Origin of the sequence: Lysobacter alkalisoli (assembly GCF_006547045.1) — a bacterium.
Classification (GTDB): domain Bacteria; phylum Pseudomonadota; class Gammaproteobacteria; order Xanthomonadales; family Xanthomonadaceae; genus Marilutibacter; species Marilutibacter alkalisoli.
Window position 1 is genome coordinate 1882203 of record NZ_CP041242.1, and the last position, 19283, is coordinate 1901485.

Annotated in this window: 19 protein-coding genes and 2 tRNA genes; 8 read left to right on the forward strand and 13 right to left on the reverse strand. The window is 66.4% G+C overall.

What is annotated here, in order from left to right; genetic code table 11:
* Positions 1 to 11: 11 nt before the first annotated feature.
* Together FKV23_RS08085 and FKV23_RS08090 are read left to right on the forward strand one after the other, a co-directional pair.
* Positions 12 to 806 (forward strand): c-type cytochrome, encoded by a 795-nt coding sequence (locus tag FKV23_RS08085; RefSeq protein WP_141623398.1) that lies wholly within the window; start codon positions 12 to 14, stop codon positions 804 to 806.
* Entirely contained in the window at positions 790 to 1317 is a 528-nt protein-coding gene (locus tag FKV23_RS08090) for a YybH family protein (protein WP_244244136.1), read from the forward strand. The genes FKV23_RS08085 and FKV23_RS08090 overlap by 17 nt, the downstream gene beginning before the upstream one ends.
* 139 nt (positions 1318 to 1456) lie before the next feature.
* Here the strand turns inward: FKV23_RS08090 and FKV23_RS08095 are convergent.
* From FKV23_RS08095 to ppsR, 4 genes are all read right to left on the reverse strand, one after another.
* Positions 1457 to 1532: transfer RNA gene (locus FKV23_RS08095), tRNA-Glu, on the reverse strand.
* Between the two features lie 35 nt (positions 1533 to 1567).
* A tRNA-Ala gene (locus tag FKV23_RS08100) sits at positions 1568 to 1643 on the reverse strand.
* Positions 1644 to 1731: 88 nt separating this feature from the next.
* Complete coding sequence (locus FKV23_RS08105) at positions 1732 to 2217, reverse strand: DUF1249 domain-containing protein (protein ID WP_141623399.1); 486 nt, start codon at positions 2215 to 2217, stop codon at positions 1732 to 1734.
* A 129-nt stretch (positions 2218 to 2346) separates the two neighbouring features.
* On the reverse strand, positions 2347 to 3165 hold the full coding sequence (gene ppsR / locus FKV23_RS08110) for a posphoenolpyruvate synthetase regulatory kinase/phosphorylase PpsR (protein WP_141623400.1): 819 nt from the start codon (positions 3163 to 3165) through the stop codon (positions 2347 to 2349).
* A 168-nt stretch (positions 3166 to 3333) separates the two neighbouring features.
* Here ppsR and ppsA point away from each other — a divergent pair, with 168 nt between their 5' ends.
* Together ppsA and FKV23_RS08120 are read left to right on the forward strand one after the other, a co-directional pair.
* The gene (gene ppsA / locus FKV23_RS08115) at positions 3334 to 5706 is read left to right on the forward strand and encodes a phosphoenolpyruvate synthase (RefSeq protein ID WP_141623401.1); all 2373 of its coding nucleotides are present in this window, start codon (positions 3334 to 3336) and stop codon (positions 5704 to 5706) included.
* A 205-nt stretch (positions 5707 to 5911) separates the two neighbouring features.
* Positions 5912 to 6838 (forward strand): mechanosensitive ion channel family protein, encoded by a 927-nt coding sequence (locus FKV23_RS08120; RefSeq protein WP_141623402.1) that lies wholly within the window; start codon positions 5912 to 5914, stop codon positions 6836 to 6838.
* Positions 6839 to 6877: 39 nt separating this feature from the next.
* Here the strand turns inward: FKV23_RS08120 and orn are convergent, their stop codons facing one another.
* A complete protein-coding gene (orn, locus tag FKV23_RS08125) occupies positions 6878 to 7471 on the reverse strand; it encodes an oligoribonuclease (RefSeq protein WP_141625112.1) in 594 nt (197 codons plus the stop codon).
* An 81-nt stretch (positions 7472 to 7552) separates the two neighbouring features.
* On the opposite strand from orn, the gene FKV23_RS08130 reads away from it, so the two are divergent.
* A complete protein-coding gene (locus FKV23_RS08130) occupies positions 7553 to 8032 on the forward strand; it encodes a DUF2721 domain-containing protein (protein ID WP_141623403.1) in 480 nt (159 codons plus the stop codon).
* A gap of 28 nt (positions 8033 to 8060) precedes the next feature.
* Here the strand turns inward: FKV23_RS08130 and tadA are convergent, their stop codons facing one another.
* From tadA to folD, 6 genes are all read right to left on the reverse strand, one after another.
* Entirely contained in the window at positions 8061 to 8555 is a 495-nt protein-coding gene (gene tadA, locus FKV23_RS08135; RefSeq protein ID WP_141623404.1) for a tRNA adenosine(34) deaminase TadA, read from the reverse strand.
* Positions 8552 to 8956 (reverse strand): c-type cytochrome, encoded by a 405-nt coding sequence (locus FKV23_RS08140; protein ID WP_141623405.1) that lies wholly within the window; start codon positions 8954 to 8956, stop codon positions 8552 to 8554. The genes tadA and FKV23_RS08140 overlap by 4 nt, the downstream gene beginning before the upstream one ends.
* Positions 8953 to 9969 (reverse strand): Vgb family protein, encoded by a 1017-nt coding sequence (locus tag FKV23_RS08145; RefSeq protein ID WP_208543257.1) that lies wholly within the window; start codon positions 9967 to 9969, stop codon positions 8953 to 8955. The genes FKV23_RS08140 and FKV23_RS08145 overlap by 4 nt, the downstream gene beginning before the upstream one ends.
* Positions 9970 to 10101: 132 nt before the next feature.
* Positions 10102 to 11667, reverse strand: a complete 1566-nt coding sequence (gene guaA, locus FKV23_RS08150) for a glutamine-hydrolyzing GMP synthase (RefSeq protein WP_141623406.1) — start codon at positions 11665 to 11667, stop codon at positions 10102 to 10104.
* Positions 11668 to 11765: 98 nt separating this feature from the next.
* The gene (gene guaB / locus FKV23_RS08155; protein ID WP_141623407.1) at positions 11766 to 13223 is read right to left on the reverse strand and encodes an IMP dehydrogenase; all 1458 of its coding nucleotides are present in this window, start codon (positions 13221 to 13223) and stop codon (positions 11766 to 11768) included.
* A gap of 114 nt (positions 13224 to 13337) precedes the next feature.
* Positions 13338 to 14237: a bifunctional methylenetetrahydrofolate dehydrogenase/methenyltetrahydrofolate cyclohydrolase FolD gene (folD, locus tag FKV23_RS08160; RefSeq protein ID WP_141623408.1), complete on the reverse strand. Its 900-nt coding sequence runs from the start codon at positions 14235 to 14237 to the stop codon at positions 13338 to 13340.
* Between the two features lie 100 nt (positions 14238 to 14337).
* Between folD and FKV23_RS08165 the strand changes: the two genes are divergently transcribed.
* Positions 14338 to 14646 (forward strand): DUF1244 domain-containing protein, encoded by a 309-nt coding sequence (locus FKV23_RS08165; protein ID WP_141623409.1) that lies wholly within the window; start codon positions 14338 to 14340, stop codon positions 14644 to 14646.
* 5 nt (positions 14647 to 14651) lie between these two features.
* The gene (locus tag FKV23_RS08170) at positions 14652 to 15509 is read left to right on the forward strand and encodes an alpha/beta hydrolase (RefSeq protein WP_208543258.1); all 858 of its coding nucleotides are present in this window, start codon (positions 14652 to 14654) and stop codon (positions 15507 to 15509) included.
* Here FKV23_RS08170 and FKV23_RS08175 read toward each other — a convergent pair.
* Entirely contained in the window at positions 15446 to 16444 is a 999-nt protein-coding gene (locus tag FKV23_RS08175; RefSeq protein ID WP_141623410.1) for a DUF2272 domain-containing protein, read from the reverse strand. The genes FKV23_RS08170 and FKV23_RS08175 overlap by 64 nt on opposite strands.
* Before the next feature lie 228 nt (positions 16445 to 16672).
* Here FKV23_RS08175 and chrA point away from each other — a divergent pair, with 228 nt between their 5' ends.
* Positions 16673 to 18076 (forward strand): chromate efflux transporter, encoded by a 1404-nt coding sequence (gene chrA / locus FKV23_RS08180; protein WP_141623411.1) that lies wholly within the window; start codon positions 16673 to 16675, stop codon positions 18074 to 18076.
* Here the strand turns inward: chrA and moeB are convergent.
* Entirely contained in the window at positions 18061 to 19197 is a 1137-nt protein-coding gene (gene moeB / locus FKV23_RS08185; RefSeq protein ID WP_141623412.1) for a molybdopterin-synthase adenylyltransferase MoeB, read from the reverse strand. The two genes, chrA and moeB, sit on opposite strands and share 16 nt — an antisense overlap.
* Positions 19198 to 19283: the final 86 nt, after the last annotated feature.

The following is a 19283-nucleotide window of genomic DNA, read 5'->3' on the forward strand; positions in this document are numbered from 1 at the left end:
GGAGATTGATCATGAATGCGATTGGCAAGACCCTCCTCACCACCGGCATCACCATCGGCCTGCTCGCCATCGGCGGCCTGGCGGTCGTCTATTCCGGCAAGTACGACGTGGCCGCCGATGTTCCTCATTCGCGACCGGTGCATGCCCTGCTCGAAACGGCGCGCGAACGCTCCATTGCCGCACGCACGGCCGATCTGCAGGTACCGGCGGACCTGGACGACCCGGCCCGCATCCGCCAGGGCTCCGGCAACTACGACGCCATGTGTACCGGCTGCCATCTCAAGCCCGGGATGACGGAAACCGAGTTGAGCAAGGGGCTGTATCCGCAGCCCCCCGACCTGACAAGGCAGCACGTCGATCCGGCGAAGGCCTTCTGGGTCATCAAGCACGGCATCAAGGCCAGCGGCATGCCCGCGTGGGGCACGAGCATGGACGACGAATACATCTGGAACATGGCCGCATTCCTGCAGGAACTGCCCGGACTCGACAACGCCGCCTATACCGCGCTGGTTGCCGGCAGCGACGGGCACTCGCACGGCGGTGGCGAAACGGGCGGGCATTCGCACGCCCACGACGCGCACGATGAAAACGAAGCCGGCACCGACCATCACGCCCATGAACCGCCGGTGCAGGACAGGCCTGTACCGGAGACGGGAAAAACCCATGTCCACGCCGACGGCAAGTCGCATGTCCATGCTCCGGCCGCGCCAGCTTCGACCAGCGAGACAACGCCGCCGGAGCCTGAGCCAAAACCAGAGCCGGAAACCACCGAGGTCGGACACGACCACCATGATCACCATCACTGACAACGGATACCTGCAGCCAATGATTCATCGATCACTGATGTTCCTGGGCCTGCTCGCCCTGTGCGCCCTGCCTGCTCATGCCCTCGCCCACAACGACGCGCACCCGGCAACGGCCGACAGCACGGTCGCGGATCAGGCAAAGCCCGCACTTGATGTCGTCGAACGATTCTCGACCGCGCTCAGGTCCGGCGACCTGCAAGGCGCTGGGGCCCTGCTCGCGGACGATGTCCTGATCCTCGAGAGCGGCGGCGCCGAACACTCCCGCGACGAGTATCTGGCGGGCCATGCGATTCATGACGCCGCCTTCCTCAAGGACGCCCATGTCCAGGTGCTCCGCCGCACCGCCCGCGCCGAAGGCGACCTCGCCTGGATCGGCACCGAAAGCGAACTGCACGCAAGCAAGGACGGCAAGGCGATGGCCTTGTCCAGCACCGAAACCATGGTGCTCAAGCACACCCCGCAGGGCTGGCGCATCGTGCACATCCACTGGTCCTCGAAGCCCAAACGCTGAGCGTTTGCAGCGCGGTCGAAGAACAGCTTGCCGGGCGGCCTGGGAGGGCCGCCTCCGGAACTCGCACCGAAGCGCTCTCGCAATCCCGTCAAACACGCAGAAAGCACAAGGCCCGCCGAAGCGGGCCTTGTGCGGAAGATGGCGTCCCCACGGGGATTCGAACCCCGGTCGCAACCGTGAAAGGGTTGTGTCCTAGGCCTCTAGACGATGGGGACAGGTGTTGCGGTGTGTACTGCTCTTTCCAGAAAGTTGGTGGAGCCAGGCGGGATCGAACCGCCGACCTCTACAATGCCATTGTAGCGCTCTCCCAGCTGAGCTATGGCCCCACTGCGCTGGAAAGACGGCCATCTTAGGGACCGTTTGCGAAGTCGTCAAGACCTCGGAAGAAGGTTTTTCGCCATCCTTTGAAACCATTCAGATCGCCTCTTTCGAAACGGCCTGCGGTCCCTTCAGGGTGGCGACGCCGTGGCCTCGCCCGGCCAGGTACTCCAGCCACTTGCCGAGGAAGGTGTTCATTCGCATCCGGTGCCCGATCAGTTCGGCCGGAGGCGGATACAGGCCGATCACGTCCTGCCATCGGCGGCCGATGTAGCAGTGCGTGGCCTCGAGCTGACGGGCGTCGTGGTAGACCCGGAGATAGGCCGAGGGATCGGGCTCGCCGGTGAGCGGATCGGGCATCGCGTAGGTGAGTCGCAGCTCGGTGGTGTATCGATGCTGTTCGATCACGTCCAGGCGCAGGTCCAGGCCGTCGCCGACGCGCGAATGGTGCCGTCCCACGGCCAGCGACGCCGGCGAGAACAGGCGCTGGAAGCGCGCGTGGTTCTCCGCATACAGCCCCATCAGCCAACCGAAGCGGTTGAGCCGGGGGATATGTTCAGCGGTGACTGTCAGTGAGGTCATGCAGGCGATGCTACACGCGCGACGCAGGTTCCGGCAGCGTTGACGCCCCGCCCGGGCCGGCATACCGTAAGGGTTCCCCGCCCCGTCCGCCCGGACGCTCCATTGCCGGTCTTTGCCGGCGCGGCGAATTCAGAACATCTCGCGGCGGATCCCCAGCGTCGACATCACCTTGCTCGCGATTTCCTCGATCGAGGTATGGGTCGTGCTGAGCGTCGGGATGCGCTCGGCGCGGAACATCATTTCCGCCGCCACAACCTCGCGCTTGCAGGTCTCGAACTTTGCGTAGCGGGAGTCCGGGCGCCGCTCCTGGCGTATCTGCTGCAGCCGGACCGGATCGATGGTCAACCCGAACAGCTTGTCGCGATACGGCCGCAGCCGCGGCGGCAGGCGGTCATGCTCCAGGTCTTCCTCGGTCAGCGGGTAATTGGCCGCACGCACGCCGTAATGCAGGGCGAGGTATACACAAGTCGGAGTCTTGCCGGCACGGGATACCGCGACCAGGATCAGGTCGGCCTCTTCATAGTTGATGCTGGCGCCATCGTCATGGGTCAATGCGTAGTTCATCGCATTGATGCGGCTGTGATAGGTCTCGAAGTTGACCAGGCCATGCGCGCGCCCGACCGCGTGCTGGCGGGCCTCACCGAACTCCTGCTCCAACGGTTCGATGAACGGAGCGAACACGTCCAGCAACAATGCGCCGCTCTCTGCCAGCACCTCGCTGATCGCGGCGTCGATACTGGAATTGATGACGACCGGCCTGACGCCATGCACTTCGGCGGCCTTGCGGATGCGCACAGCGGCCTCCCTGGCCCGTTCCACGCTGTCGACGAAAGAGATCCGCTCACTGACAAAACGGGTCTCCTGGAACTGGGTCAGGAGGGTATGGCCGATGGTCTCGGCGGTGATGCCGGTACCGTCCGAAACATAGAAAACAGGTCGCAGACCCATGCGGGACCCCTTGCCAATGGTTGCCGTGGACACCAAAAACACCGCCAAATCAACCTTGTAAGCATTCGGCGCAAAGGCGATCATAGCGGCTTGTCCGCGGGACATGTGCCCCGGACGCCCTTGCACGCCCCCTGCCCCGCCGTTCCGCCGTACCTGGAGCCCCCTGCCTTGAACGAGAACATCCTCTGGCTGCACGAGCTGCGCCTGTCCGACCTCGCCCGCGTCGGCGGCAAGAATTCCTCGCTTGGCGAGATGATCGGCAACCTGGCCAACCTCGGCGTATCGGTTCCGGGCGGGTATGCGACCACGGCGGAGGCTTTCCAGGCCTTCATCGCCCACAACGACCTGCACCAGCGCATCTTCGATCGCCTGGCCACGCTCGATGTCGAGGACGTCGCCGCGCTGACCGCTGCCGGTACCGAGATCCGCGGCTGGGTCATCGAGGCGCCGCTGCAACCCGAACTCGACAGGGAGATCCGCGGCGCCTACCGCAAGCTGTGCAGCGAGAACGGCGGAGGAGATGTCGCCGTTGCGGTGCGTTCCTCGGCCACCGCCGAGGACCTGCCGGACGCCTCCTTCGCCGGCCAGCAGGAGACCTTCCTCAACGTGACCGGCGAGGACGATGTCGTCCTGAAGGTCAAGGAAGTCTTCGCCAGCCTCTACAACGACCGTGCGATCGCCTATCGCGTCCACCATGGCTTCAAGCACGAGGACGTGTTCCTGTCCGCCGGCGTGCAGCTGATGGTGCGCTCGGACGTTGGCGCCTCCGGCGTGCTGTTTACCCTCGATACCGAGTCCGGTTTCCGCGACGTGGTGTTCATCACCTCAAGCTACGGCCTTGGCGAGATGGTCGTGCAGGGCGCGGTGAACCCGGATGAGTTCTACGTCTACAAGCCCACCCTCGCCCAGGGCAAGCCGGCGATCCTGCGCCGCGCGATCGGCGCCAAGCAGTTGCGCATGGTCTACTCCGACACCCCCGGCGAACGCGTGCGTACCGAGGACACCCCGGCCGAATTGCGCAACACGTTCTCGATCAGCGACGAGGACGTGCACGAGTTGGCCAGGCAGGCGCTGGTCATCGAGAAGCACTACGACCGTCCGATGGACGTCGAGTGGGCGAAGGATGGCGTCAGCGGCAAACTCTTCATCGTCCAGGCCCGCCCGGAAACGGTGAAGTCGCGTGCCAAGGCGACCCAGATCGAACGCTTCCAGCTCGGCGAGCGTGGCCCGGTGGTCTGCGAGGGCCGCGCGATCGGCCAGAAGATCGGCAGCGGCACCGCGCGCGTGGTCCGTTCGCTCGACGACATGAGCCGTGTGCAGCCCGGCGACGTGCTGGTCGCCGACATGACCGACCCGGACTGGGAGCCGGTGATGAAGCGCTCGGCAGCGATCGTCACCAACCGCGGCGGCCGCACCTGCCATGCGGCGATCATCGCGCGCGAACTCGGCGTACCGGCCGTGGTCGGCACCGGCAATGCCCTGGACACCATCCAGGATGGGCAGATCGTCACCATCAGCTGTGCCGAAGGCGACACCGGCTTCATCTACGACGGTGCCCTGCCCTTCGAGCGCCACACCGCCGACCTCGAGCACATGCCGCCGGCACCGCTGAAGGTGATGATGAACGTCGCCAACCCCGAGCGCGCGTTCGACTTCGCGATGCTGCCCAACGCCGGCGTCGGCCTGGCGCGGCTGGAGATGATCATCGCCAGCCATATCGGCGTGCATCCCAAGGCCCTGCTCGAGTACGACAGGCAGGACGCGGAAACGAAGAAGAAGATCGATGAGCGCATCGCCGGCTACGGCAGCCCGGTCGACTTCTACGTCGACCGCCTGGCCGAGGGCATCGCCACCATCACCGCGTCGTTCGCGCCCAACCCGGTGATCGTGCGCCTGTCCGACTTCAAGTCGAACGAATACGCCAACCTGATCGGCGGCGGCCGCTACGAGCCGCACGAAGAGAACCCGATGATCGGCTACCGCGGCGCCAGCCGCTACGTCGATCCGGCCTTCGCCGAGGCGTTCTCGCTGGAATGCCGTGCGGTGTTGAAGGTGCGCGAGCAGATGGGGCTGACCAACTGCTGGGTGATGATCCCGTTCGTGCGCACGCTGGACGAAGGTCGCAAGGTGGTCGAGGTGCTGAAGGCCAACGGTCTTGAACAGGGCAAGGACGGGTTGAAGATCATCATGATGTGCGAGCTGCCCTCGAACGCACTGATGGCCGAGGAGTTCCTGGAGATATTCGACGGCTTCTCGATCGGCTCCAACGATCTGACCCAGCTGACCCTGGGCCTGGATCGAGACTCGGCGCTCGTCGCGCACCTGTTCGACGAACGCGACCCGGCGGTCAAGAAGCTGCTGTCGATGGCGATTGCGACCGCCAAGGCCAAAGGCAAGTACGTCGGCATCTGCGGACAGGGCCCGAGCGACCACCCTGACCTCGCCCAGTGGCTGATGGAGCAAGGCATCGATTCGGTCTCGTTGAACCCCGACACCGTGGTCGACACCTGGCTGAAACTGGCCAAGGCCAAGGCTGGCTGAGCCGTAATCGGGAAACTGTGAACAAGAGCATGCGACAGGGGCATGGCTGGTGACGGCGTGCTAACACCGCCACCGCTATCCTTCAGTTCCTGCAAGCCACGAAGCCCCGCTCAAGCGGGGCTTCGTATATGCAGCAACAACCACGAGTACACAGCACCACAAGCGCGTGCCAGGGGAATCCTGCACGGCAACGGAGAGAATCGAGATGGCCAATGACGCCTCCAGTGAAACGCTGACCCAGACGTGGCTTGCCCAGGGCATCGATATCGGCATCGAGCTCCTGATCGCTGTCGTGGTGTTCGTCGTCGGGCTGCGCATCGCCCGATGGCTGACCAGCGCATCGGTGCGCGCCATGACCCGCGCATCGATGGACCCGATCGGCATCCAGTTCATGCGCAAGGTTGTCTACATCGGCCTGCTGATCGTGCTGCTGCTGGCCTTGCTCCAGGGGGTCTTCGGGGTTGCGCCCACATCGATGATCGCCGTGCTGGGTGCCGCCGGGCTGGCCATCGGCCTGGCATTGAAGGACTCGCTGTCCAACGTCGCATCGGGCGTGATGCTGGTATCGCTGAAACCGTTCCGGGTCGGCGACGTGGTGACGATCGCCAACCAGACAGGCAAGGTCGAGGAGGTCAGCATTTTCCAGACCCGCCTGCGCGGTGCCGACAACCAGATCATCGTGCTGCCCAACAGCCTGATCACCGCCGACCCGATCGTCAACCTCACCCCGGATGTGATGCGTCGCATCGAACTGGTCATCGGCATCGGCTACGGGGACGACATCGACGTCGCCCGCAGCATCGCACTGGAGGCGATGCATTCCGACGAGCGTGTACTGGCCGACCCGCCGCCCGACGTGCTGGTCTATGCCCTCGCCGAAAACAGCATCAACCTCGGTATCCGTTGCCATGTCGCGAATATCGACTTCTTCGTGACCAAGTGCGAGCTGACCGAGCGGATCAAGAAGGGCTTCGATGCCGCCGGCATCACCATCCCGTTCCCGCAGCGCGATGTCCACATGTATCACCACACGCCCAAGCCGGGAGCCGAGCAGAAAGCGTTGTCGCAGGCACAGGCCTCGTCGGTGAGTCTGGACAGCCCCGACCATCAGCCTTCGGTCGATCCGGAATAGGCGGGCGCTGCCTGGCCCTACCCTGGTGCAGCGTGCCGCTCAGGATCGGCCTGCTGCGAATGCTCCCATATGCTGCCTGTAATGGCGCAGCTCGGCGATCGAATCGTGTACGTCGCTCAGGGCGGTGTGACGGGCCTGTTTCTGTACGCCAGCCAGAATCTCCGGTGCCCAGCGCCGGGCCAGTTCCTTGATCGTGCTGACATCGAGGTTGCGATAGTGGAAATGCCGCTCGACCTGCGGCATCAGCCGGTGCAGGAAGCGACGGTCCTGGCATATCGAATTACCGCACATCGGCGAGGCACCGGCCGATACCCATTCGCGCAGGAACGCCAGGGTCCGGGCCTCGGCTTCGGCCATGTCGACGGTACTGTCCAGCACCCGCTGCCAGAGCCCGGATCCGCCGTGCTGGCGGCGGTTCCATTCGTCCATGGCCTGAAGGCGGTCGAGCGGATGGTGAATGGCCAGTTCCGGGCCCACGGCAAGCACTTCGAGACTGGCGTCGGTCACCACGGTCGCGATCTCGAGGATCGAATCGTTGTCGGTGTCCAGCCCGGTCATTTCAAGGTCGATCCAGATTAGCCGGTCGCCCTTCCCTGATGGGATCGCCCGAGTTGTCGTCGCCCCCGGTGTCATCGCCATGAAGTCCTTCCATCCACTCGCCGTTGTCGGCGCATCGCGGCATGATAGCCGCATCCAACCGCCGGCGGACCGCTAATGCTCAATGACGTCGCTACGCACTACGCCATCCTGACCGCGATGCTGGCGCCCGCGTTCTTCCTGACCGCGACGGCCTCGCTGCTGATGTCGGCCAACAACCGCCTTGCCCGCGTCATCGACCGCGCCCGGGCGCTGCTGGTCGAACTGGAGACCGTGAGCAACGACGACGAGCGTGCACGCATCGAGCAGTTGATCCTGATGCAGCGCCGCCGCAGCAGGATCACCCTGCACGGCAGTCAACTGCTGTACCTGGCGATCAGCTGCTTTGTAGGTACCAGCCTGACCGTTGCCGCCGATGCTTTCCTCGGCTACCGCTTCGTGTCCGCGCCGACGGTCCTGGCCGCGCTGGGCGTGGTGATGATGCTGGCGGCCAGCATCCTGCTCGGCTACGAGTCCTCGCTGGCGGTGCGCGTGGTCAACGAGGAGATGGATCATGGCCACAAGCGCGCGAACGAACGGCGCCTGGTCGGACGCTAGCCAGCTTTTTTGCGCCCGGACCGTCAGCTCACGGCTTCCGCGCCCGTTTGGTACGGAAATAGGCAGTCAGGCGTGCGCCGGCTTCTTCGCCCAGCACCCCACCCTGCACTTCCACGCGGTGGTTGTGGCGCGGGTCGGCGAGCAGGTCGAATACGCTGCCGGCGGCACCGGTCTTGGGGTCGCTGGCACCGTAGACGACCCGCGCGATGCGGGCGTGGATCATCGCCATCGCGCACATCGCGCAGGGTTCCAGGGTCACGTACAGGGTCGCGCCGAGCAGGCGATGGTTGCCCAGTCGCATGCCGGCCTGGCGCATCGCCACGATCTCGGCATGAGCGGTCGGGTCGTGCTCGGTGATGTTGCGGTTCCAGCCTTCGCCCAGAACATCGCCATCGGCCGAGACCAGCACCGCGCCGACCGGGATCTCATCGTCCTCGCGCTCCGCACGCGTGGCCAGCGCAAGTGCATGGCGCATCCAGCACTCGTCATTTGAAGGTGGCATGGTGTCGACGGGAAGACTCATGGGGTATCCGTGTGGGCGGCAAGCCAGGCGATCACGTCGGCGCGCATCTGCCTGTCGCGCAGGCCGACGTAGCCCATCGTGTTGCCCGGCAGGCGGGCTTCGGGATCGCGCAGGAAAGCATCCAGCTCCTCGCGTGTCCAGACCAGCCCGCCGATCGCTGCCGCGCGCAGCGCCGGCGAATAGTCGAAGTCGGCGCGACCGGCGCCGCGGCCGACCACGCCGGCCAGGTTCGGTCCGGGCAGGCCGTCTTCGCCCGGTTGCACGGAATGGCAGGCGTAGCATTGCTGGAAGACACGCTCACCGCGGGCAGGCTCACCGCGGACCGGGGCGCCTTCGCCTGCTTGGCCCAGACCCGCGCATGCGGACAACAGCAGCACTGCCCCCGCCTGCGCAGGCTTCATTCGCCGCTGCCGTAGCGGAACACAATCAGCCGGTCGGTGCCTGACTCCGGCGCCCAGGCCTCTCCCTTGCGGCCCAGCATCTGCCGCACGTTGGCGTTCTCGCGGTCGCTGGGGAAGCTCTCGAAACGTCCGCTTTCAGGATCGAACCGCAATACCGCGTTGGCACCGAAGTCGGTCACCCAGACCTTGTCGGTCTCGTCGACGTAGACCGAGTAGGCCTTGGGGTCGTCACCGGGCAGCTTCCACGCCTTCCATTCGCCCGCAGCGGGGTTGTCGGCGGACGGGGTGAAGCGGCTGAGCTGGCCCGAGTTCCATTCGCTGACCCAGATCCTGCCCTGGCTGTCGGACCAGACCCGCCGTGCGCCCTGCCCTGCAGTGGGCGGCTCGATGACCGTGGCCTCGCCGGTGTCCTGGTCGATGTGGGCGATGTGGCTGCCGGCGAGCGACGCGTAATAGACCTCGCCTGAGGGCGTGGTCGCGATGCCGTACGGGCCACGCCCTTTCGGCGCTTCCCGGACCGTGACTTCGCCACTGTCGGGGTCGACGCGGCCGTAGATGCCGTTCTGGCCAGTGAACCAGACCTTGCCGCGACCGTCGAAGGTCAACGTGTTGAGATTGGTGTAGCCGCGCTCTTCCGGCAGCGGCCAGGTCTTGACCTCGTGGGTTCGCGGATCGACACGGACGATCGCATTGAGGCCGCTGTCGGTGACCCAGGGCGCGCCGTCAGGGCCGACGACCACGCCATGCGGCGCGGAGCCTTCGCCCAACGGGATGTGCTCCCAGTCGCCGGTCTTCGGATCCAGCTTGCCGAGCGCGCCCTGGCGCTGGGCGGTGTACCAGACCGGCCCGTCGGCGGCCGGATCGGCGGCAACATCGTGGGCACGGGCCCCTTTGGACACCTGATATGCCTGCGTGGTGACCTCTCCGGCCACGAGCGATGCCTGGGCCAACATCAAAGCCACGGCCGCGGCAAACAGTCCGCAGCCAGTGCGTGTGAACTTCCGCCAGTTCATCTGCGTCTTCTCCGGATCTTGCGCGCCGGATCGGCACAGAAACAGTTTGCCACCTCGCACCTTCAGGCTTCGTGCCATCGGGCACGGACACGCGCGGCGGCGGTTACGCCGCAATCAAGGATGATGCCGACATCACTCCCACTCGATGGTCGCCGGCGGCTTTCCACTGATGTCATAAACAACGCGAGAAATTCCGCGTAACTCATTGATAATTCTATTTGAAACCCTGCCAAGAAAGTCGTACGGCAGGTGCGCCCAGTGTGCGGTCATGAAGTCGATGGTTTCGACCGCGCGCAGGGCGATCACCCACTCGTAGGCGCGGGCGTCGCCGACCACGCCGACCGACTTGACCGGCAGGAACACCGCGAAGGCCTGGCTGGTCTTGTCGTACAGGTCTGCCCGGCGCAGTTCCTCGATGAAGATGTGGTCGGCCTTCGCCAGCAGCTCGGCGTACTCGCGCTTGACCTCACCGAGGATCCGCACGCCCAGGCCCGGGCCCGGGAACGGATGCCGGTAGACCATCGGCTCGGGCAGGCCAAGTTCGACGCCGAGACGACGCACCTCGTCCTTGAACAGTTCGCGCAGCGGCTCGACCAGGCCCAGCTTCATGTGCTCGGGCAGGCCGCCGACGTTGTGGTGGCTCTTGATGACGTGGGCCTTGCCGGTCTTGCTGCCGGCCGATTCGATTACGTCCGGGTAGATCGTGCCCTGCGCCAGCCACCTGGCATTGCGCAGCTTCGAGGATTCCTCGTCGAAGATCTCGACGAACAGGTTGCCGATGATCTTGCGCTTGGCTTCCGGGTCGGCCACGCCCTCGAGCGCCTTGAAGTAGCGGTCGGCGGCATCGACGCGGATCACCTTGACGCCCATGTGCTCGGCGAACATCGCCATCACCTGGTCGCCCTCGTTCCAGCGCAGCAGGCCAGTGTCGACGAACACGCAGGTCAGCTGTTCGCCGATCGCCTTGTGCAGCAGCGCCGCAACCACGGATGAGTCGACGCCGCCCGACAGGCCGAGGATCACCTCGTCGTCGCCAACCTGCTCGCGCACGCGGGCGATCTGGTCCTCGATGATGTGCGCGGCCGTCCACAGCGTCTGGCAGCCGCAGATCTCGGCGACGAAGCGACGCAGCAGCGTCGTGCCCTGCTTGGTGTGGGTGACCTCGGGGTGGAACTGCACGCCGTACCAACGCTTGTCCTCCAGCGCCATCGCCGCGACCGGGATGCGGTCGGTGGTCGCGGTGACGGTCCAGCCGGGCGGCGCCTTGGCGACGTGGTCGCCGTGGCTCATCCAGACATCGATGCGGGACTCGCCGGGGTGGTCGCTGAGCCCACCCAGCAGCGCGTCGTGGGCGACCAGTTGCACCTCGGCGTGGCCGAACTCGCGTGCGTCGGCGGCTTCGGTTTCACCGCCCAGCTGCGCGGCCAGGGTCTGCATGCCGTAGCAGATGCCGAGGATCGGCAGGCCGGCGTCGAAGACTTCCTGCGGCGCCTTCGGCGCGCCCTCTTCCGTGGTCGATTCCGGCCCGCCGGACAGGATGATGCCCTTCGCGCCCCAGGCAGCGATCTCGGCCGGGTCGTGGTCCCAGGCCCAGATCTCGCAGTAGACGCCGATCTCGCGGATGCGGCGGGCGATCAGCTGCGTGTACTGCGCGCCGAAGTCGAGGATGAGAATCTTGTCGGAATGGATGTCGGCCATGAGGCTGGAGGTGAGTTGTTAGGAGTGAGAAGTGAGAGGTGGACAAGCGGAACGAGGGCTTTCACTCGTTTCTCACTTCTATTCCCTCACTCCTGTTTTCAGCCGGCCCGATAGTTCGGCGGCTCTTTCGTGATCTGCACGTCGTGGACATGGCTTTCGCGGCTGCCGGCGTTGGTCACGCGCACGAAACTGGGCTTCTTGCGCATCTCCTCGATGGTTGCGCAGCCGACGTAGCCCATCGTGGCGCGCAGGCCGCCGGCGAGCTGGTGGACGACATTGCCGAGCGGGCCGCGATACGGCACACGGCCTTCGATGCCTTCGGGGACGAGCTTGTCGGCGTCCGATGCGTCCTGGAAGTAGCGATCCTTCGACCCCTTCTCCATCGCACCCAGGCTGCCCATGCCGCGGTAGCTCTTGTAGCTGCGGCCCTGGAACAACTCGACCTCGCCCGGCGCCTCCTCGGTGCCGGCAAACAGGCCGCCGATCATCACGCTCGATGCACCGGCGGCGATCGCCTTGCCGATGTCGCCCGAATAGCGGATGCCGCCGTCGGCGACCAGCGGGATGCGGTCCTGCAGTGCCTCGGCGACCATGTCGATCGCGGTGACCTGCGGCACGCCGACGCCGGCGACGATGCGGGTGGTGCAGATCGAGCCCGGGCCGACGCCGACCTTGACCGCGTCCGCACCGTGATCCATCAGCGCCAGCGCAGCGTCGCCGGTGACGATGTTGCCGCCAATCACCTGCAACTGCGGGAAGTTCTTCTTGACCCATTGCACGCGCTCGAGCACGCCCTGCGAATGGCCGTGGGCGGTGTCGACCACCACCACGTCCACGCCAGCGGCGGCCAGTGCCTCGATCCGGGCCTCGGTATCGCCGCCGACACCGACCGCGGCGCCGACCAGCAGGCGCTCGCTGCTGTCGTAGGCGGCATTGGGGTTGTCGCGCTTCTTCTGGATGTCCTTGACCGTGATCAGGCCGCGCAGCTCGAAACCGTCGTTGACCACCAGCACCTTCTCGATGCGGTGCCTGTGCAGCAGGTCCAGCACCTCCTCGTCGGAAGCGCCCTCGGCCACCGTCACCAGGCGGTCCTTCTTGGTCATGATGTGGCGGACCGGATCGTCGAGCTTCTTCTCGAAGCGCATGTCGCGGCTGGTAACGATGCCGACCAGCTGGCCGCCGTCGACCACCGGCACGCCGGAGATGTTGCGGGCCCGGGTCAGCTTGAGCACTTCGCCGATGGTGGTTTCCGGCCTGACCGTGAACGGCTCCTTGATCACCCCGGCTTCGAACTTCTTGACCCGGGCGACCTGCGCGGCCTGCGCCTCGGCACCCATGTTCTTGTGGATGATGCTGATCCCGCCCAGCTGGGCCATCGCGATCGCGAGGCGGGCCTCGCTGACCGTGTCCATCGCCGCCGACAGGATCGGCAGGCGGATGTCGAGATCGCGGGTGAAGCGGGTGGTGAGCGACACGTCCTTGGGCAGGACGGAGGAGTGCGCCGGAACGAGCGAGACGTCGTCGTAGGTAAGCGCTTCAGCCTGGATGCGCAGCATGGGCGGGCCCGGGGAGGATGAAGCGCGCCATTGTAACCTGTCCGGAGCCGCTGGCGCTCGCTCCAGAAGCGGGATTTCGTGTTCCGCGGACAGGACGGTTCAGGTGCTCCAGCCCTATCCGGCGGCTTCGGCTGCCTCCAGCGTGTTCTGCATCAACGTGGCGACCGTCATCGGCCCGACCCCGCCCGGCACCGGGGTGATCCAGCTGGCCCGCCGCGCCGCCTCGTCGAAACCGACGTCGCCGACCAGGCGGCCGTCCTCGAGCCGGTTGATGCCGACGTCGATGACCACCGCGCCCGGCTTGACCCACTCGCCCGGGACCAGGCCCGGGCGGCCCACCGCCACCACCAGAATGTCGGCGTTGCGGACCGAGGCTTCCAGTACGTCCGGCGGGGTGAACTTGTGACAGCTGGTCACCGTGCAGCCGGCGATCAGCAACTCCAGCGCCATCGGCCGGCCAACATGGTTGGAGACGCCCACGATCGTCGCGCTCTGCCCGCGTACCGGACGGTCGGTATAGGCCAGCAACGTGGTGATGCCGCGCGGCGTGCACGGCCGCAGGCCGAACTGGCGCAGGGCCAGATGGCCGACGTTCTCGGGGTGGAAGCCGTCGACATCCTTGGCTGGACTGATCCGATGGATCAGTGCGGTCGGGTCGCGGCGATCCGGCAGCGGCAACTGGACCAGGATGCCGTGGACGTCGGGATCGGCATTCAGCTGGTCGATCAGAGCCAGCAGCTGCTCGTCGCTGGCGCCGGCCGGCAGGTCGAAGTCGATCGCACGGATGCCGACCTTCTCGGCCGCCCGGCGCTTGTTGCGCACATAGACCGCCGAAGCCGGGTCGTTGCCCACCAGCACCACCGCCAATCCCGGGCGGGACTTGCCGGCCGCGACCCGCGCGTCCACCTGTGCCTTGAGGGAGTCGAGCAGGTCCTCGGCGATACGCTTGCCATCGAGGATCCTTGCTTTTCCGGTCTGCTCGGGGGCGGATCGGGCGGCGGCGTGATCGGTCATGCGGGGTCCGGGAGCTTCATTTAGAGTTGTAGCGGCGCATTATCCCCCATCCGGCCAGAGCATCCATCCGCCGCGGCCGGCCGCACAGGATGCCTCCACCATGAACGAGATCGACCACGAAACCCTACACCTCGAAGCCGCTGTGTTCCGCCGCCTGCGCGACCACCTGCTGAAAGAACGCCCCGACGTGCAGAACATCGACCTGATGATCCTCGCCGGCTTCTGCCGCAACTGCCTGTCGGATTGGTACCGCGAGGCCGCCGAGACGCGCGGAATCACGATGACGAAGGACGAGGCCCGCGAGATCGTCTACGGCATGCCGTTCGCCGAATGGAAGGCGGAGCACCAGAAGGACGCCACGCCCGAGCAGCTGGCCGCGTTCGAGGCCGCACGCAAGGCCCACGGCTGAGAGCCATGCCCGGTCCGGTGCGTGCATTGCTGACCATCGCCGGCCTGCTCCTGCTGGCGTGGCTGGGCTTGTGTACGTTGATGTTCATGCGCCAGCGCGACTTCGTGTACTTCCCGGCCGCGACCCGGGTGGAGGCCGGCCAGACCGACTTCGCTTTCGACAACGAGGGCATCACGCTGCGGGGCTGGGTGGTCAACCCGGGCCAGCCGCGTGCCCTGCTCTACTTCGGCGGCAATGCCGAGGCGATCCAGCACAACCGCGAGGCCTTCGCCCGTTGGTTTCCGGACCATACGGTGTACCTGGTGGCGTATCGCGGCTACGGTGCCAGCCAGGGCCAGCCCGGCGAAGTCCCGCTGTCTTCCGACGCGGTGGCGTTGCACGACCACGTGAGCGGACAGCACAAGGGGATCGACGTGGTCGGGCGCAGCCTCGGCAGCGGCGTCGCCGCTCACCTGGCCTCGCAGCGCCCGGTCGGGCGTCTGGCGCTGGTCACGCCGTTCGACAGTCTGGCCGGCGTCGGGCAGCACCACTATCCCTGGTTACCGGTGCGCTTGCTGGCGCGCGATCGTTACGATTCGGCCACCCGTCTGACGGCTTTCGAGGGACCGGTGCTGGTCATCCAGGCCGGACGCGACCGGGTGATCCCGGCTTCGAGCACCCGACGCCTGATCGATGCGCTGCCGGCTGCCCGTTCGGAAGTGGTGATGGTGCCCGAGGCCGGCCATAACGATATCGATATGTATCCGTCCTATGGCGAGGCGTTGGCGGCATTCATGCGAGGCGGAAGCGATGGCCGGGGTCATGGCGACGGCGGCGATGCATCCGCAGGGCAGCGCGGAACTCCACCGCCGACCACGCAGTAGACGCAGCATTCCTGCGTCTCCTGAAGGGCCGGAGTCGGCGGCTGCGCCAGCATCGACAGCCCCGGCTTGAGCTTGAGCAGGGCCACCCAGTTCTGGTTGTTGAAACTGCAGGCCTGGGGATTGCCAGGACGACAGCCGGTATTGCGTGCTTGTGGCAGGTTCCAGAAGCGTCCGGCGCGATTGACCGGCAGCATGCGCAGGGTCACGCCCTGGAGGACATTGCCACCGACCAGGTAGGCGCGGCCGTTGCCGCTGCCGTTGGCATCGACGACGACATCGCAATGCATCGGCAATGCAGCGCCGGGGTTCGATCCCAGCCAGGCCACCAATCCGGACAGGCCCTCCAGCCCGGCCCGGGTGCGGACCATGCACAACAGATCGCCGTTCGCGGGCGGAGTGGCAGCCGGGTCGACCAGAGTGAAAGGGCTGCTTTCGGGATTGCGCCAGGCGTCGCGTACGAAATCGACATGGCTCGGCGACGGCCTGAAACCAGGCACCCCCGACTGCACCATCACGTAGGAGACGAACGCCGCCGACCATGGCGTGTCGATCAGGAAGCCGCGGCAGTTGGGAGAGGCGTAGCTGTCATTGGTGGCGTACTCGCAGGTGCTTGCACCGGGCCGCTGCGCAACCGCGCCCAGCAGGCCGCTGCCGCGCCAGTAGTCGACCACCCTCTTCCAGGCTGGGGTGACGCCATCGCTGAGGCGGTCGGTCTCCATCTCGGCCACGGTAAAGCTGACCAGGCGCCCATCGATGTCGATGAAGGGCTCGTACCAGAGGCGGCTTTCCCGGCAGGCCACGGCAGCGATGCGGGAAGGAAGGTCTCTGGCCTGCAGCGGGTCGGCGCCGTCGCAGCCTCCGGCAGTCGCCGTCCCGATCCATGCCAGCGGTCCGACGATCATTGCCAACAGCCAGACCAGGCCCCGCTCCCTCATGCAACACTCCCGAAGGTCGAATCACGAAGTCCGGATCATCCTTCCAGAACCGATGTCGCCGCGCGGTGAGTGCAGACGCTGCGTCCGGTCGGGATCGCGCCAGTTCTGCGGCGGGCTGCGTACCAATGCCCGGTCCGGGACCTTGAAGATACTCGGACCGATGACATTGCCAGCTCCGGGCCGCGTCAGCTTGCGTAGAATCCTTGCGGAATCGACCGGGAACCCACGATGAGCGAGACACCTGCGATCCTGCCCGGTCCAGCCCAGGGATCCGGTTCTGCCACACGTGAAATCCCTTTCCGGGAAGCGGTCCGGGTCTGGGCACGCATCGCACTGCTGAGCTTCGGCGGCCCCGCCGGGCAGATCGCGATGATGCATCGCATCCTCGTCGAGGAGAAACGCTGGCTTGGCGAAAACCGGTTCCTGCATGCGCTCAACTACTGCATGCTGCTGCCCGGCCCCGAAGCCCAGCAGCTTGCCGTCTACATCGGCTGGCTCATGCACAGGACCCGGGGCGGGCTCGTCGCCGGCACGCTGTTCGTCCTGCCCGGGATCATCGCGATCATGGCGCTGAGCTGGATCTACGCAATCTTTGGCAATGCCAGCGTGGTCCAGTCGCTGTTCTTCGGCCTCAAGGCCGCCGTGCTCGCCATCGTGCTTGAGGCCGTGATCCGGGTCGGCCGGCGGGCATTGAAGAACAGTGTGATGGTGGGGATCGCCGCGATGGCCTTCATCGCGCTGTTCGCCTTCCAGCTTCCGTTCCCGCTGGTCGTTCTTACCGCCGCGGCGCTGGGTTATGTCGGTGCCCGTGCCGGGCTGGCGGCGTTCCTGGGCGGAAACGGCCACGGCAAGGTCGGCGACCACCAGGTTGCCGACGTGGACACGGTGCTGGGCGAGAACGTCCCTGCCCATGCACGGCCGCCGCTGGCCTGGTCGCTGAAGATCGGCGGCACGTTCCTGCTGCTGTGGCTGGTGCCCGTGCTTGGCCTGTTGCTGTGGCTCGGCCCTGGCAACGTGTTCGCCGATATCGCGGTGTTCTTCTCCAAGATGGCGGTGGTCACCTTCGGCGGTGCCTATGCCGTGCTCGCCTATGTCGCGCAGCAGGCCGTCGAGGGCTATGGCTGGCTGCAGCCGGGCGAAATGCTGGACGGCCTCGGCATGGCGGAAACCACGCCCGGGCCGCTGATCATGGTCACCCAGTTCGTCGGCTTCATCGGTGCGTTCCGCGCCCCCGGCCCGCTCCATCCGCTTCTGGCCGGCACGCTCGGTGGTCTGCTGACCACCTGGGTGACCTTCACCCCCTGCTTCCTGTGGATCTTCCTCGGCGCCCCTTTCGTCGAAACGTTGCGCAGCAACAAGGCCCTGTCGGCCGCGTTGGCCGCGATCACGGCGGCCGTGGTCGGGGTGATCCTGAACCTGGCGCTCTGGTTCGCCATGCACGTCCTGTTTGGCGAGGTGCGGGTGATGCAGGGGCTCGGGATGACGATCAACGTGCCGGTACTCGCCACCGCCAGCATCCCTGCCCTCCTCCTTGCATTCGCCGCGATGCTCGCGGTGTTCCGCTTCAAGGCCGGCATCCTGCCGTTGCTCGCCGCCTGCTCGTTGGCCGGGATTCTTTACGGATTGCTCTGAGCGGAGCAGAAGCGGGCGTAGTCGATGTAGCCCGGAAAATCCCGGCCCGGCGCGCAGACCAAGCAGTCCGGGTCCGGGCCCAGCCGGGTCTCGCGGAAGCGCATCGACAACGCATCGAAGTGCAGCAGCCTCCCGCGCAACGGCTCTCCCAGGTCGAGGATCAGCTTGATCGCCTCGGTCGCCTGCAGCAGCCCGATCACCCCGGGCAGGACACCGAGCACGCCGGCCTCGGCGCAGTTGGGCGCGGCCTCGGGTGGTGGCGGTTCGGGGAACAGGCAGCGGTAGCACGGCGCCTCGCCGCGCAGGCGGCCGGCGTCGAACACGCTCACCTGGCCCTCGAAGCGATGCACCGCGCCATAGACCAGTGGCTTGCCGAGCTTCACGCAGGCATCGTTGAGCAGGTAGCGTGCGGGGAAGTTGTCGGCGCCGTCGATGACCACGTCGGCATCGGCGATCAGGCGCTCGACGTTGGCGGCGGTGATGCGCTCCGGGAAGGCCTGGATGTCCACCCTCGGGTTGAGCGCCGACAGTGCGATGCGTGCCGACTCGACCTTGGCCACGCCGACCCGGTCGTCGGTATGCAGGATCTGTCGTTGCAGGTTGCTGCGGTCGACCACGTCGTCGTCGGCCAGCACCAGGGTGCCGATGCCGGCCGCGGCCAGGTAGTAGGCGGCCGGCGAGCCGAGCCCACCGGCACCGACCATCGCGATGCGCGCTTCCTGCAGCCGCTTCTGCCCGACCTCGCCGACCTCGGGCAGGCGCAGATGGCGGGAGTAACGGTCGTAGAAGTCATGGTCGCCTGCGGGGCGCTCGGTCGGCAGACCGTCGGCGATCCAGCGCTCGGTGCCGCCCTCGACCGAGGCCACCCGTACGTAGCCGGCCGCGCACAACGCTTCGGCCGCCTTCAGCGAGCGGCCGCCCATCTGGCAGATCAGCATCACGGGTACGTCGCGGTCGGGCAGCGCGGCGGCGGGATCGGCCTCGAGTTCATCCTTCGTGATGCCGCGCGCGCCCTCGGCGAATCCGGTCGCACGCTCGTGCGCCGCGCGTACGTCGATCAGAACGCCACCGTCGCGTTGGCGGCGCAGGGCTTCGGCCGGGGGAATGCGTTCGATGTCCATGCGGGGATTATCGCGCCAATCGCGTCGCGCCGCCCGGATGCAGGCGCCGCCCACCTATCCGGAAGCCCACAATGCCAAGGCCGCGG